This is a genomic window from Sphingomonas faeni (genome assembly GCF_024273235.1).
GTDB lineage: Bacteria > Pseudomonadota > Alphaproteobacteria > Sphingomonadales > Sphingomonadaceae > Sphingomonas > Sphingomonas faeni_A.
In genome coordinates, this window is record NZ_JANBVH010000012.1 from 56860 (window position 1) to 71000 (window position 14141).

The 14141-nt window shown below is 65.8% G+C and carries 9 protein-coding genes; 5 read left to right on the forward strand and 4 right to left on the reverse strand.

All coding sequences use genetic code 11. The features are described from left to right. Positions 1-8 precede the first annotated feature (8 nt). Together NLI89_RS08585 and NLI89_RS08590 are read left to right on the forward strand one after the other, a co-directional pair. On the forward strand, positions 9-1391 hold the full coding sequence (locus NLI89_RS08585; RefSeq protein WP_254686660.1) for an MFS transporter: 1383 nt from the start codon (positions 9-11) through the stop codon (positions 1389-1391). Next, entirely contained in the window at positions 1381-2412 is a 1032-nt protein-coding gene (locus NLI89_RS08590) for a Gfo/Idh/MocA family protein (protein ID WP_254686661.1), read from the forward strand. Before NLI89_RS08585 ends, NLI89_RS08590 begins: the two co-directional genes overlap by 11 nt. A 233-nt stretch (positions 2413-2645) precedes the next feature. Here NLI89_RS08590 and NLI89_RS08595 read toward each other — a convergent pair whose 3' ends face one another. Genes NLI89_RS08595 through leuC form a run of 3 tightly spaced genes read right to left on the reverse strand, consistent with a single transcriptional unit; the run spans position 2646 to position 5313 of the window. Then, positions 2646-3275, reverse strand: a complete 630-nt coding sequence (locus tag NLI89_RS08595) for an isochorismatase family protein (RefSeq protein WP_254686662.1) — start codon at positions 3273-3275, stop codon at positions 2646-2648. Continuing rightward, a complete protein-coding gene (leuD, locus tag NLI89_RS08600; protein WP_254686663.1) occupies positions 3272-3895 on the reverse strand; it encodes a 3-isopropylmalate dehydratase small subunit in 624 nt (207 codons plus the stop codon). The genes NLI89_RS08595 and leuD overlap by 4 nt, the downstream gene beginning before the upstream one ends. Then, positions 3892-5313 (reverse strand): 3-isopropylmalate dehydratase large subunit, encoded by a 1422-nt coding sequence (leuC, locus tag NLI89_RS08605; protein ID WP_254686664.1) that lies wholly within the window; start codon positions 5311-5313, stop codon positions 3892-3894. The genes leuD and leuC overlap by 4 nt, the downstream gene beginning before the upstream one ends. Before the next feature lie 404 nt (positions 5314-5717). Here leuC and NLI89_RS08610 point away from each other — a divergent pair, with 404 nt between their 5' ends. The 3 genes from NLI89_RS08610 (at position 5718) to NLI89_RS08620 (ending at position 12622) form a co-directional block, all read left to right on the forward strand. Further along, positions 5718-7958: a beta-glucosidase family protein gene (locus tag NLI89_RS08610; protein ID WP_254686712.1), complete on the forward strand. Its 2241-nt coding sequence runs from the start codon at positions 5718-5720 to the stop codon at positions 7956-7958. 156 nt (positions 7959-8114) lie between these two features. Then, the gene (locus NLI89_RS08615; RefSeq protein ID WP_254686665.1) at positions 8115-9026 is read left to right on the forward strand and encodes an ABC transporter ATP-binding protein; all 912 of its coding nucleotides are present in this window, start codon (positions 8115-8117) and stop codon (positions 9024-9026) included. Between the two features lie 5 nt (positions 9027-9031). Next, complete coding sequence (locus NLI89_RS08620; protein WP_254686666.1) at positions 9032-12622, forward strand: ABC transporter permease/M1 family aminopeptidase; 3591 nt, start codon at positions 9032-9034, stop codon at positions 12620-12622. 192 nt (positions 12623-12814) lie between these two features. On the opposite strand, the gene nhaA is transcribed toward NLI89_RS08620, so the two are convergent. Next, on the reverse strand, positions 12815-14014 hold the full coding sequence (gene nhaA / locus NLI89_RS08625) for a Na+/H+ antiporter NhaA (RefSeq protein ID WP_254686667.1): 1200 nt from the start codon (positions 14012-14014) through the stop codon (positions 12815-12817). Positions 14015-14141 lie beyond the last annotated feature (127 nt).

Genomic DNA, 14141 nt, shown 5'->3' on the forward strand with positions numbered 1-14141 from the left:
CTTTGCCGATGCACGACAGACCCGCCCACGCGCTTTCTTCCGCCGCTGTCCCGACCGCGGTGAAGGCGGGATATGGTGCTGGCCAGATCGCCGGCCAGCTGTTCCGCGATGCGCCGTCGCTGTTGCTGTTGTTCTACCTCACCAGCATCGTCGGCATGCCGCCCGCGATCGCCGGTGCGGCAATCTTCATTCCCAAGGTGTTCTTCGGCGCGGTATCCGATCTAGGCATCGGCATCCTCTCGGATCGACTGGTCGACCGGGTGCCGCGACGGCGGTGGTTGCTGATCGGCGCGGTGATGGCGCCGTTTGCGATGGTCGCGACGTTCGCGGTGCCGGACGCGGCGTTGTGGATCCAGGTCGCCTATGTCGCGCTGGCGTTCAGCGTCTACATGATCGCCTTCTCCACCTTCTCTGTGCCCTATCTCGCACAGTTCGCCGAGATGACCGACGATCCGGGGGAGCGAACGGTATTGATGGCGTGGAAGCACGGTATGACCGGCGTCGGCGTATTGCTCGGCGCGGCGCTGACGCCGGTTCTCATCCATCTGCTAGGTGGCGGACGGGCGGCGTATCTGATCGCGGCGACCGTGCTCGGGCTGCTCTGTGCGGTTACGCTGCTGCTGGCCTGGGCCGCGGCGGGACGCATCCGGGTCGTGCCAAGCGTCAGGCGGGTGCTGACGGTGCGCGCCCTGCTCGGCGTGCTCACCTACCGCCCATTCGTCGTGCTATGTGCATCGGCAGTGGCCATGACGGTGGCGGCGGGAATGTCCTACGCCTCGTTCGCGTTCTTCGTGACCTACAACATGGCACGCACCGACGCGTTCGTGCAGATCGGTATCATCTCGACGATCATGGCCGTCGTCGTGATGACGGGGTCGCCGCTCTGGGTGTATGTCGCACGCAGGATCGGCAAGAAGAACGCGTACGTGGCCGCCGCTGCCGGTCATGCGCTGACGATGCTTCTCTGGTCTCTGTCGGCCGATGCACCGATCGGGTTGGTCTATGTGTTCGGCGCGGGTGTGGGCTTCTTCAATACCGGCTGGGGACTCGTCGTGCTGTCGTTGCTCGCCGACACGATCGCGCGGTCGCGCGCAGAGCGCGGCGACGATCGTGCAGGGTCGTTCTCCGCGGTGTGGACGATCATCGAGAAGTCCGGGATCGCTCTCGGCGGCACGTTGATCGCAGGTTTCGTGCTGTCGGCGATGGGGTTCAGCGCTGCGGTCGCCAGGCAGGGGGGTGTGCAGCCCGCCTCTGCGCTGGCTGGCATCGCGTTTGCGTATGGTGTCCTGCCCGGCATTCTCAAGCTGATCGCCGCGATGATCGTCTGGCGCTTCGTTCCCTCGGACGAAGTGACGATCTCTCCCGTCAGGGTGCACGTCCATGCCGGCTGATCCGATCCGCGTCGCGGTGGTCGGGTGTGGCCGGATCGCGGAGGCGCATCTTGCCGCGATCGCCGCGCAGCCTGACCACATGGTGCTGGTCGCGGTGGTCGATCCCGATCCCGCGCGGGCTACAACGGTAGCGGTGGAGCGCGGCGCGGCACATGCGTTCACGACGCTGGCCGAGGCGCTGGCGCTCGACGCAGTGGAGGCCGTGATCCTCTGTACGCCCAATGATTGTCACGCATCGCAAACGTTACAGGCGCTCGAGGCCGGCAAACACGTCCTCGTCGAAAAGCCGATGGCCGAAAACGCGGCGGATGCGGCGGCGATGGCGAACGCTGCCGTAGCGGCCGGACGTGTACTCGCGATCGGTCATACCTTCCGGCACGGCGCCGCGGTCCGCCATCTCCAGGATCATCGCGCCGATTTCGGCACTTTGCGCGCGATCGAGGTGTCGCAATGCGTTTTCTGGGACGGGCCGCAGGCCCCGTGGTGGGCGACGCGTGCGCCCGAGCAAGGCCTGATCCTGTCGCTGTTCGCGCCCCACGCGCTCGATTTCGTCCAACTCGTGATGGGCGATGATCCTTTGCGCGTCCATGTCGAGGCCGCGCGCCATCAAGACGGCTGGCGGGGCGAGGACGAGGCGATGATCCTGCTGGCCTATCCGGGCCGGCGGATCGCCAGCCTTCACCTGAGCTACAATCAGCCTCAAATAGTCGATCGCAAGACGTTGTTCTTCGACCGCGGCGTGCTGCGGATCGAGGATGGCGAGTATCTCTACTGGAACGACGTGCTGCTAGTGGAGCCCGATGCTGGCACGATCGGGGACCCGCGCAGCATGGGCGGGCGCGACCTGTCGGGCTATTTTCGCACGCAACTCCTCGAATTCGCGGCTGCGGTGCGTGGTCGGCCCCATCGCAGTCCGCTTCATGACGAGGGGCTGAGGCTGATCGCACTGATCGACCGCGTCCGCGCCTCCGCCCGAGCCAATGCCGCCGCCATGATCGACGGGCCCTTCCGGGGCTCGTAGACGTTCGGCCTTGCCGCAAATCCCCTGGGTGAAATCGTTACCTTCTGAGAATTTTGCAGGGGCCCTCGGTCGTGTCGCCCGACCGATCCCGTTTCCACACTATGTCGGAAATTCGCGCACATTGGTGCGGCCGTCGGCCCAATGATAGAATCTACTTTCCGTCGCGTGGATCTGTTCGGGCCTATTCCCCCCTCGACCACTTGCATCTGCCCGCTCTGACGGAGTGTCGGTGTTCAGCGTGTCAGGGTCTCCAGAAACGCCACCGCGTCGGTTTCACTCACCACGTCGGCGTATTTGGCGTTCATGTCGAACAAATTGGCCTCGTGCGGCGCGGCGTGACGATCGCCGCAGGCGTCGGCGATCACCGCGGTGCGGAAGCCGTGCGACATCGCATCGACGCAGCTGGCGCGGATGCAGCCGCTGGTGGTGAGGCCCGTCAACAACACGCTGTCGACGCCGAGCGCGGTCAGCGTCGAGGCAAGCGAGGTGCCGAAAAACGCGCTGGGATATTGTTTCGAGATCACCAGTTCGTCTGCTTCCGGCACCAGTCCTTCCGGCCAGGCCCCCATCGGGTTGCCCGCCACGAAATGGCGGAGTGGCGCGGCCTTTTCGAAGAAGCGCCCGCCGTCGATCGCGCTGGGATGATAGACGACGTTCGTCAGGATCACCGGTACGCCCGCCGCTCGGGCCGCAACCCGGATGCGCAGGGCCGAGGCCAGCGCATCCTCGACCCCCGAATACAGGTCGCAGGTCGGATCGAAATAGCCTTGGCAGAAGTCAATCATCAGAACCGCAGGCCGCGCGCCGAAGCCGATCCGCTTGCCGTAGACACCCGCATAGTTCGCCGCCAGATCGTCGCTCATGCCGCAGTCTCCGTGTCGTACAGCCAGGGCTGAATGCGCTTCTGTCGATCCTCGAACGCGGCGATGTCAGCACCGCGCGCGTTGAGGATCAGGTCGGTTTCGTCCCAGCCGTTGAGCAAGGCGAGCCGCTGTTCGGCGTCGATCGGGAAGGACAGCGTGGGCAAGCCCTCGCTCGCGATCACCTGTGCGTCGAGATCGACGACGAAAATCCGCCCGTCCTGCGCCGCCGCCATCAACGCGCCGACGACCGCCTCGGGCAGGACGATCGGCAGCACGCCGTTGCGGAAGCAATTGCCGTGGAAGATCTCGCCGAAGCTCGGTGCGATCACGCAGCGTATGCCGTGCCCGAGCAATGTCCACACTGCCTGTTCGCGGCTCGATCCGGAGCCGAAATTGGCCCCGGCGATCAGGATCGGCGAACCACGCCACGGCTGGCGGTTGAGTACGAACGTCGCGATCTCCGACCCGTCGGCGGCGAAACGCCGATCGTGGAATGCGTAGCGGCCGAGTCCGTGTCGCTCGGTGATCAGCAGGAAACGTGCCGGGAAAATGATGTCGGTGTCGACATTTTCCTCGGGCAAGGGCGCTGCGGTCCCGGTCAGGCGATCGAAGGCTATCATGCGCCATGCGCTCCCAAAGTGCGGATATCGACGAGATGGCCGGCAATTCCGGCGGCTGCGGCCATCGCAGGGCTCATCAGGTGCGTCCGGCCGCCGGGCCCTTGGCGGCCCTCGAAATTGCGGTTCGAGGTCGAGGCGGAGCGCTCGCCCGGCGCCAGCCGATCGTCGTTCATCGCGACGCACATCGAACAGCCGGCATGGCGCCATTCGAACCCGGCCGCACGGAAGATCGCGTCGAGCCCCTCGGCTTCGGCCTGATGCTTGGTCGCGGTCGATCCGGGTACGACGATCGCGCTAACGCCCTCGGCGACGTGTCGTCCGTCGACGACGGAGGCCGCGGCGCGCAGATCCTCGATCCTGCCATTCGTGCACGAGCCGATGAACACCCGGTCGATCGCGATCGCGTCGAGCGGCGTACCGGGCGTCAGGTCCATATAGGCGAGCGCCTTTTCGAGCCGCCGCCTGGCACTCATATCCTGTACCTTTGCGGGGTCGGGCACGCTGGCGGTGATCGGTGCGCAATCCTCCGGGCTGGTTCCCCAACTGACATGCGGGGCGATATCGCCGAGGTCGATCGCGACGGACGTGTCGAACACCGCGTCGGCGTCCGAGCGGAGCGTCCGCCAATACGTGACCGCCTGCGTCCAGCGCGTACCGTGCGGGACGAGCGGGCGGCCCTCGAGATACGCGAAGGTGGTGTCGTCGGGCGCGATCAACCCGATCCGGCCGCCCGCCTCGATCGTCATGTTGCACAGGGTCATGCGCGCCGCCATCGACAGGGCAGCGACACTTGGCCCGGTATATTCCACCGCATGCCCCGCCGCGCCCGTCGCGCCGATCCGGGCGATCAGCGCCAGTGCGAGGTCCTTTGTCGAGACATGCGGCGACAGCGTGCCGGTCAGTTCGACCCGCATCGTCCTGGCGCGTTTCTGCCTGAGGCATTGCGCGGCCATCACCGTCCCGCATTCGCTCGCGCCGATCCCGAACGCGAGCGCCCCGAAGGCGCCGTGCGTGGTGGTGTGGCTGTCGCCGCAAACCAGCGTAATGCCGGGCAGGGTGAAGCCTGCCTCGGGGCCCATGACGTGGACGATGCCCTGGCCGTCGCCATCGAACCGGCGATAGGGCACCGCGAACTGCGCGACGTTCGCTTCCAGTTCGGCGACCTGTGCGGCGGCGAGCGGATCGGCGATCGCGCCCCGGCTCCGCGTCGGCACCGCATGATCCGCGACGGCAAGATGCGTCTCGGGCCGCCGCAAGCGCCGCCCGGCGTCGCGCAATGCCTGAAACGCCTGCGGGCTGCTCACCTCATGGACGAGGTGGCGATCGATATACAGCAGCGCATCGCCGCCGGGTTGCTGGGGAGACAGGTCGGCGACGACGTGGCTGTCCCATAGTTTTTCGTACAATGTCCTTGGCATGACGTTTCCTAGACTGCGTCGCGCCGCAAGCGTCTCGGTCTGGAGCGGTTGTCCGCTTGGCGGCTAGGCTCCGCCTGTCCCGGCAGTCTCCCAGACCGCATCGAGAAGCATGCCCGGTGTGTCGAGCAGTGCCGATCGCCTCTCATGCCGAGCCCGTTCCCGAAGACCCTTGGGCCGCGGGTTTAGGCAGCGCGGGAGTGGTTTGAGCGACGGGACAATCCGCCTGACGATCATATGCACACCGGCCACCGCATGATTCCCGAGCATGCCTAGGCTGCGATCCAGGACGGCCGCCGGGACGCGGGCAGGGGCGGTAACCGTCGATCTGTCGCTCCCCCGCTGAAAGGGATCGAGACGTGAACAACCGGATCGCAGGATATCTGGCGGGCATCGCCCTGGCGACGATGCTGCCGATCGCCGCACGGGCGCAAACCGCGCCGGCTACCGCGCGGGCGTGGAGCGACACGTCGTTGTCCTCGGATGCGCGGGCCGCGCTGGTGGTGAAGGCGATGACCCTCGACGAGAAGATCGCGATGCTGCACGGGACGTTCGGATCTTCGGTGCGCAAGGCCAATCCGGCGGACAAGCGGGTCGGGGCGGGGCATGTCCCCGGCGTGCCGCGCCTCGGGATCACCGACCTGTACGAGACCGACGCCAGCCTCGGCATCGCCAATGGCGGCAGCATGCGCCCGGGCGACGTCGCCACCGCCTTGCCGTCCAGCCTGGCGACCGCAGCAAGCTTCGATCCGGCGATCGCCTATGCCGGCGGCGCTATGATCGGCGCGGAGGCGCGGGCGAAGGGCTTCAACGTGCTGCTCGCAGGCGGGGTCAATCTGACACGCGATCCGTGGAACGGTCGAAACTTCGAATATCTCGGCGAGGACGTGCTGCTGAGCGGCGTGCTGGCGGGCGAGAGCATTCGCGGCGTGCAGTCGAACGGCATCGTCTCGACGATCAAGCATCTCGCGCTGAACGCGCAGGAGAGCGGCCGCTATGTGCTCGATGCGCGGATGCCCGAGGCCGCGTTGCGCGAGAGCGATCTGCTGGCATTCCAGATCGCGATCGAGCGCGGTCGGCCGGGATCGGTCATGTGCGGCTACAACAAGGTCAATGGCGATTGGGATTGCGAGAACGATCACCTGCTCAATCAGGTGCTGAAACGTGACTGGGGCTTCAAGGGCTGGGTGATGTCCGATTGGGGCGCGGTCCATTCGACGGCGAAGGCCGCCAATGCCGGGCTCGACCAGCAATCCGGGCAGGAACTCGACAAGGCGATCTATTTCGGTGCGCCCCTCAAGGCCGCGGTCGAGGCGGGAACGGTATCGCGAGCCAGGCTCGACGACATGGTCGCACGTATCCTGCGGACGATGTTCGCGCACGGCGTGATCGATACGCCGTCGCCTGTCGTACCGCAGCCGATCGACTATGCCGCGCATGGCCTGATCGCGCAGAAGGCCGCGGAGGCGGGCATCGTCCTGCTGAAGAACGACCGTGACCTGCTGCCCGCCGCCAGGACCGCCAAGCGGATCGTCGTGATCGGCGGTCATGCCGATGTCGGTGTGCTGTCGGGCGGCGGCTCCTCGCAGGTCGCGGCGGTCGCCGGCACGCCGATCCGCTTGCCGATGCCGAACGGCCCGGCGAACCTGGGGTTCATCAAGGTGACCTATCACGGCTCCTCCCCGCTCGCCGCGATCAAGGCGCGCGTCCCGGATGCGGTAGTGACGTATCTCGACGGCAAGGACGTTGCCGCCGCCGCCGATGCAGCGCGGGCCGCCGATCTGGTATTCGTGTTCGCGACGCAGTGGCGGACCGAGGCGATCGATCTCGCGACGCTGGCGCTGCCGGATGGGCAGGATGCGTTGATCGAAACGGTCGCGGCGGCCAATCCGCGGACGGCGGTCGTGCTCGAAACCGGCGGCGCGGTGCTGATGCCGTGGCTGTCGAAGGTCGGCGCGGTGATCGAAGCCTGGTATCCCGGCGAGCGCGGCGGCGAAGCGATCGCGCGCGTCCTGTTCGGCGAAGTCGACGCGACGGGACGCCTGCCGCTGACCTTTCCGGCCAGCGACCGGCAGATGCCACGTCCCGATATTCCCGGCCTCGACAAGGTGAACGAAGCGGCGGCCCGGCAGGCGAGCAAGCCGCCCACCGTCGGCGCGACGACGATCGACATCAGCGGCGGCGTCGAGTCCTTCCCGGTCGACTATGTCGAGGGCGCCGATGCCGGCTATCGCTGGTATAGCCGCACCGAGGCCAAGCCGCTGTTCCCGTTCGGCTATGGCCTGTCCTACACGCGGTTCGCCTATTCGGACCTGACCGTGACCGGCGGCATCGCGCCGCGTGTGAGCTTCACGGTCACCAACGGCGGCAGGCGGGCAGGGTCGGATGCGCCGCAGGTCTATGCATCGGTTGCCGGCGCGGATGGCGTGTCGGTTCAACGGCTTGTCGGGTTCGAGCGGGTGACGCTCCGATCGGGCGAGAGCCGCAGGGTGTCCGTCTCGCTCGATCTCCGCCTGCTGGCACGGTACGATGTGACGAAGCCTGGCTGGCGTATCCCGCCCGGTGCGGTTCCGATCATGGTCGGCCACAATGTCGAGACTCCGACGTTGAACGGGATGCTGGACCGGCTTCCTCACCGCGTGAAATAGCAAGTGCTTCCGAACGGGCGATATTCGGCTCGGTCATGGTGCACGACCGCCCGGATAGCCCGTCCCTCGATCCCGGTCGCGGATCGATAAGCGAAATCTGGCTGCTTTACATCGGCAATACACCTGATAGCTTGGTCTCCGGATGGGGGATCAACGATGCTCGAACTTGCCAAGGTCACGCATGTGTACGCCAATGGTACCCGGGCACTCGACGATGTGACGCTCAGCGTACCCAACGGCATGTTCGGGCTGCTCGGGCCCAACGGCGCGGGCAAGTCGACGCTGATGCGGACCATCGCCACGTTGCAGACGCCGACTGCCGGCACGATCCGCTTCGGCGACATCGACGTGATCGCGAACCCCGAGGCGCTGCGCGAGACGCTCGGCTATCTGCCGCAGGACTTCGGCGTGTACCCGCGCGTATCCGCCTATGACATGCTCGATCACATGGCCGTGCTCAAGGGCATAGCCTCGGCGCAGGAACGCAAGGAGACGGTCGAGACGCTGCTCAACCAGACCAATCTCTGGAGCGTCCGCAAAAAGGCGATCGCGGGCTTTTCGGGGGGCATGCGCCAGCGCTTCGGCATCGCGCAGGCGCTGATCGGCAATCCCGCGCTGATCATCGTCGACGAGCCGACCGCAGGCCTCGATCCCGAGGAGCGCAATCGCTTCCTCAATCTTCTCGCGGAGATCGGCGAGAACGTCGTCATCATCCTGTCGACGCACATCGTCGAAGACGTCGCCGACCTGTGCCCCCGCATGGCCGTATTGGCGGCGGGACGGATCCAGCTCGAGGGTGCGCCGCTCGACCTGATCGAACGAACCCGCGGCAACGTCTGGGCAAAGACGATCGGACGGGACGAACTGGACGAAAGCCGGCAGCGCTACGAGGTGATCTCGACGCGGTTGTTCGCCGGCCGGACGATCATCCATATCCTGTCGCCGGACGATCCTGGCGATGGCTTCACGGCCGCGCGGGGCGGCTTGGAGGACGTGTATTTCTCCACGCTCGCACGATCGCGGCGTGAGCCGGCGACGGAAATCACCTCCTCGACCATCGCGGCCTGAACGCCATGTTCGGCCAGATCGCCCGCTTCGAACTCCGCTATCAACTGCGCAACCCGGTCTTCTGGACCGTCGCGATCCTGTTCTTCCTGCTGACCTTCGGATCGATGACGATCGACCAGATCAAGATCGGCAGCGGTGCGAACATCCACAAGAATGCGCCGGTGGCGATCGCGCAGGTCCACCAGATCATGTCGATCTTCTTCATGTTCGTGACGACCGCGTTCGTCGCCAACGTGATCGTGCGCGACGACGAGAGCGGGTTCGGGCCGATGGTGCGATCGACCCGCGTCGGAAAGTTCGACTATCTGATGGCGCGCTTCCTCGGCGCGTTCGCGGCGGCGGCACTGGCGTTCGCCGCGATCCCGCTGGCGATCTGGCTCGGATCGCTGATGCCGTGGGTCGATCACGAGACGCTCGGGCCGAACCGGCTGCACGACTTCGCTTATGCCTATTTCCTGCTGGCGCTGCCCAACGTCTTCCTGACCTCGGCGATCTTCTTCGCGGTGGCGACGATGACGCGGTCGATGATGTACTCCTATCTCGGCGTCGTCGTGTTCCTGATGCTGTATCTGGCGATGACCTCGATCCTGCGCGCCAAGCCGGAATGGCGGTTGACCGGCAGCTATTTCGAGCTGTTCGGGATCAGCGCATTCCGCGCGACGACACGGTATTGGACCGCAAGCGAGGCCAATGCCGGGATGCCCGTCTTTACCGGCGTGCTGTTGTGGAACCGCGTGATCACGATCGGCGTCGGGCTGGTGGCGATGACCGTTGCCTATGCGCGCTTCTCGTTTACCGAGCGGGGCGTGTCCAAGCGCCGATTGCGCAAGCAGCAGCGCGCCACCACGAAGCTGGCGGCGACGGCGCCGCTGATCGTCGAGCGCCTGCCCGCCGCCAGATCGAACGAGGCGAACTGGACGCGGATGATCGCGCGGTGCCGGTTCGAGATGGCGCTGGTGTTCCGCAGCCCCGCGTTCGTCGTGCTGCTGTTGATCGGGCTGTTCAACACGCTGGGCGGAATGCTGTTCGCCAACGAGATGTACGGTGCGCCGATCCGCCAGCTGACGTTCGCGGTGATCGCGACGCTGGAAGGCACCTTCAGCATCATCCCGCTGATCATCGCGATCTATTATTCGGGCGAACTGGTCTGGCGCGATCGCGAGCGCGGCATGCACGAGATCGTCGATGCGACCTCGCTGCCGAACTGGGCGTATCTGGTGCCGAAGGTGCTCGCGATCACCGGCGTCCTGTTCGCGACCGCGGTGACGGCGGCGCTGACCGCGTGCGTCGTCCAACTGGCACGCGGGCAGACAGACCTCGCGCTCGGGCATTATCTCGCCTGGTGGGTGCTGCCGATGACGGCGGACGCGGTCATCCTTGCGGTCCTTGCGGTGTTCGTCCAGGCGCTCAGTCCCAACAAATACATCGGTTGGGCGATCATGGTCGTCTATCTCGTCGGCACGATCACGCTGACGAACATGGGCTTCGAACACCCGCTCTATCAATACGGCACCGCCGGTGAGGTCCAGCTGTCCGACATGAACGGTGCGCAGATCGGCGGACCCCGCGCATGGTGGCTCAGGCTCTATTGGGGCTCGGTCGCGCTGGCATTGTGCGTCTTCGCGCATCTGCTCTGGCGGCGCGGTACTGAGACTCGGCTCAGGGTCCGCCTCGCGCAGGTCCCACGCCGGTTGCTCGGGGCGCCTGGCCTCGTGTTGGCCGGCGCGCTGATCGCGACGGCGGCAAGCGGTGCGTGTCTGTATCACGACATGAACGTCATCAACCGCAATCGCACCACGCAGGACGGCGAGGCGCGGCTGGCCGCGTATGAGAAGAAGTATCTCCAATACGCCAAGCTGAAACAGCCCTCGGTCACCGACATGCGCCTGACCGTCGCGCTCTATCCCGATCAGCGTCGGATGCAGTCGAGCGGCACCTATGTCTTCGTCAACGATACCGGCGCGCCTTTGTCCGACCTGCACGTCCGGCTGATGAACGACCAGACGCGCCTTGGCAAAGTCGTCATTCCCGGCGCGCGGCTGGTGATGAACGACGGCGACCTGCAATATCGGATCTACCGGTTCGCGTCGCCGCTCGCGCCCGGCGCACGCGGCACGATGGCGTTCCAGGCGACGCGGTGGCAGCGTGGGCTGGTCGCGAACAACGACGATACCCGCGTCGTCGGCAACGGCAGCTTCCTGCAGAACAGCGAGTTCGCACCGCAGTTCGGCATGGACCAGAACGGCCTGTTGCAGGACCGTGCCAAGCGGCGCAAATACGGCCTGACGCCCGAACTCCGCCCCGCCAAGCTGGAGGATCGTTCGGCGCAGGCGCGCAACCTCATCAACAACGCGCCGTGGGTCCGCTCGGACATCACCGTCTCGACGATCGCCGGCCAGGTCCCGGTGGCGCCGGGCCGCAAGGTCTCGGACACGACGGCAGACGGACGCCGGACGGCGCGGTTCGTATCGACCGCACCGATCCTCGCCTTCTTCTCGGTCCAGTCGGCCGCCTATGCGGAGCGCTCGCGGGCCGTCGACGGCACGCATTTGACGGTGTTCTACGACCCCCAACACGCCTTCAACGTCGATCGCATGCTCGACGCGATGCAGCGCTCGCTCGCCTATTACCGCGCCAATTTCGGGCCCTATCAGTTCGACTATGCGCGCATCCTCGAATTCCCGGGCTATGCGAGCTACGCGCAGGCGTTCGCGGGGACGATCCCCTATTCGGAACGCATCGGTTTCGTCGCGGACACGCGGGACCCCGACAAGATCGACTATGTCAGCTATGTCACCGCGCACGAGCTGGGGCATCAATATTGGGGCCACCAGCTGGTCGGCGCCGACATGCAGGGCGGAACGATGCTGGTCGAGACCATGGCGCAATATTCCGCGCTGATGGTGATGAAGCACCAATATGGCGACGACAAGATCCGCCGTTTCCTGAAATACGAGCTCGACATCTATCTGCGGTCGCGCGGCGGCGACGTGGTGGAGGAAATGCCGCTCGATCGGGTCGAAAACCAGGGGTACATCCATTACCGCAAGGGCTCGCTGGTCATGTACCTGTTGCAGGACCGCCTGGGCGAGGCGCGCGTTAACGCCATGCTGCGCGGTCTGCTCGCCCGCTATCGCTTCAAGGGAAAGCCCTATCCGCGGTCGCTCGATCTGGTCGCCGGCTTCCTCTCGCTGGCTCGCACGCCCGCCGAACGGCAGCTCGTGCTCGACCTGCTCGATCGCATCACGGTGTACGACCTGAAGACGACCGGCGCGACCACGCGGATGCTGCCCGACGGCAGTTTCGAGACGATACTGACGATCGACGCCGCCAAGGCCTATGCGAACGGTACTGGCGTCGAGAAGCCCGCGCCGCTGGCCGACACGATCGACGTCGGCGTGTTCGACCAGCGCCCCGGCCTCGGCAGCTTCGCCGCACGGGACGTGATCCTCAAGGAACGCCGCCCGATCGTCTCGGGCGTGCAGACCGTCCGTATCGTAACGCGCCGCAAGCCGGCCTTTGCGGGGATCGATCCGTACAACATGTATGTGGATCGTAACGGCGACGACAATGTCGTGGCCGTCACATCCTTGTGAGGACCTGCTCGTCGTCGGCTTTCGCCGACGACGTTAGCCTTTTGTATCTTTCCCCCTCGATCGAGTACGATCTCTCGTGTTGCAGTCCTGAGACGGACGCACGGATCGAGGGGTGCGATGTCCCAGCCTGCAAGACATCACCGTAGCGAAAGGCGGCGACCCGCGCCGCCGATCGACCCCACCAGGACTGACTTACACCGATCGGAGTACCGGGCTTGCCTTTGGCGGGACGGTGCTGACGCTCCGAAGCAGCAAATAGCCCAGCAACCCCGATACGAACGAGCCGGCAAGGACGCCCAGCTTTGCTTCCGCCTGCAGGATCTGGCTGCCTGGGAAAGCCAGCAAAGTGATGAAGATGCTCATCGTGAAGCCGATCCCGCACAACAGGGCGAGGCCGAGCAATTGCCGCTTTCCCGCATGGGCCGGCATATCCGCCAGGCCGAGCCGCACGGCCAGCATGGAAAAGCCGAACACGCCGGTTACCTTTCCGATCAGCAGCCCCAGCGCGACCCCCAGCGTGACCGGCGCGACCAGGGCTTCGGCAGGCAATGCGAGCACTGCCACGCCGGCATTGGCGAGGCCGAAGATCGGGACGACGATAAACCCGACCGGCAGGTGCAGCGCATGCTCGAGTCTGTGCAACGGGCTATCCGAGTCCCCGTCCGGACGGCCGGGCGTGCACTGCATCGGGATGGTGAAGGCAAGGACGACCCCGGCCAGCGTCGCGTGGATGCCCGAACGGAACACCAGCACCCACAGGATCGCGCCCACCAGCAGATAGGGCGTCAGGCGACGGACGCCGAGGCGGTTGAAGCTCACCAGGACCATGATCGCGACCGCTGCCCCGGCCAGGTCCGGTATCGATAGCTTCGCCGTATAGAACACCGCGATGATCAAGACCGCGCCGAGGTCGTCCAGGATCGCCAATGCCGCCAGGAACACTCTCAGCGATGCGGGAACACGGTTGCCGAGCAATGCGATCACACCGAGCGCGAAGGCGATGTCGGTGGCCGCCGGTATCGCCCAACCCGCTGCGGTCGGACCTTGGTTCAGGGCGAGATACACTAGGGCGGGAACCAGCATGCCGCCAGCCGCGGCGATTCCCGGCAGGACACGCCGCGGCCAAGTCGAGAGCTGGCCGTCGAGCATCTCGCGTTTGATCTCCAGGCCGACGAGCAGGAAGAACACGGCCATCAGCGCGTCGTTGATCCAATGCCCGACCGACAATGGCCCGACATATGCGTGGAGAATGGTTTCGTAGCGTGGCCCGAGCGGCGAGTTCGCCAGCACGAGTGCCAACGCGGCGGCCCCCATCAGCACGATGCCGGCCGAGGATTGGCTCTCCAGAAAACGGCGAATGGCGCTTGGCCGTTCAAGGCGCAAATGGCCCATAGCTGATGTCTCCAGACACGGAATTCCGCCGCTGGCGGCCCGACCAACGCAAAAACCTGCCCGCACATCAACGAACACCCGAGCGGCTCTATGGCATCCCGGTTTTGCCCGAACAACCCGGATTGCC

Excerpts from the sequence above, each read along its gene's own strand:
- NLI89_RS08585 (WP_254686660.1), top strand. The coding sequence starts at position 9 with ATGCACGACAGACCCGCCCACGCGCTTTCTTCCGCCGCTGTCCCGACC.
- NLI89_RS08590 (WP_254686661.1), top strand. The coding sequence starts at position 1,381 with ATGCCGGCTGATCCGATCCGCGTCGCGGTGGTCGGGTGTGGCCGGATC.
- NLI89_RS08595 (WP_254686662.1), bottom strand. The coding sequence starts at position 3,275 with ATGAGCGACGATCTGGCGGCGAACTATGCGGGTGTCTACGGCAAGCGG.
- leuD (WP_254686663.1), bottom strand. The coding sequence starts at position 3,895 with ATGATAGCCTTCGATCGCCTGACCGGGACCGCAGCGCCCTTGCCCGAG.
- leuC (WP_254686664.1), bottom strand. The coding sequence starts at position 5,313 with ATGCCAAGGACATTGTACGAAAAACTATGGGACAGCCACGTCGTCGCC.
- NLI89_RS08610 (WP_254686712.1), top strand. The coding sequence starts at position 5,718 with ATGCTGCCGATCGCCGCACGGGCGCAAACCGCGCCGGCTACCGCGCGG.
- NLI89_RS08615 (WP_254686665.1), top strand. The coding sequence starts at position 8,115 with ATGCTCGAACTTGCCAAGGTCACGCATGTGTACGCCAATGGTACCCGG.
- NLI89_RS08620 (WP_254686666.1), top strand. The coding sequence starts at position 9,032 with ATGTTCGGCCAGATCGCCCGCTTCGAACTCCGCTATCAACTGCGCAAC.
- nhaA (WP_254686667.1), bottom strand. The coding sequence starts at position 14,014 with ATGGGCCATTTGCGCCTTGAACGGCCAAGCGCCATTCGCCGTTTTCTG.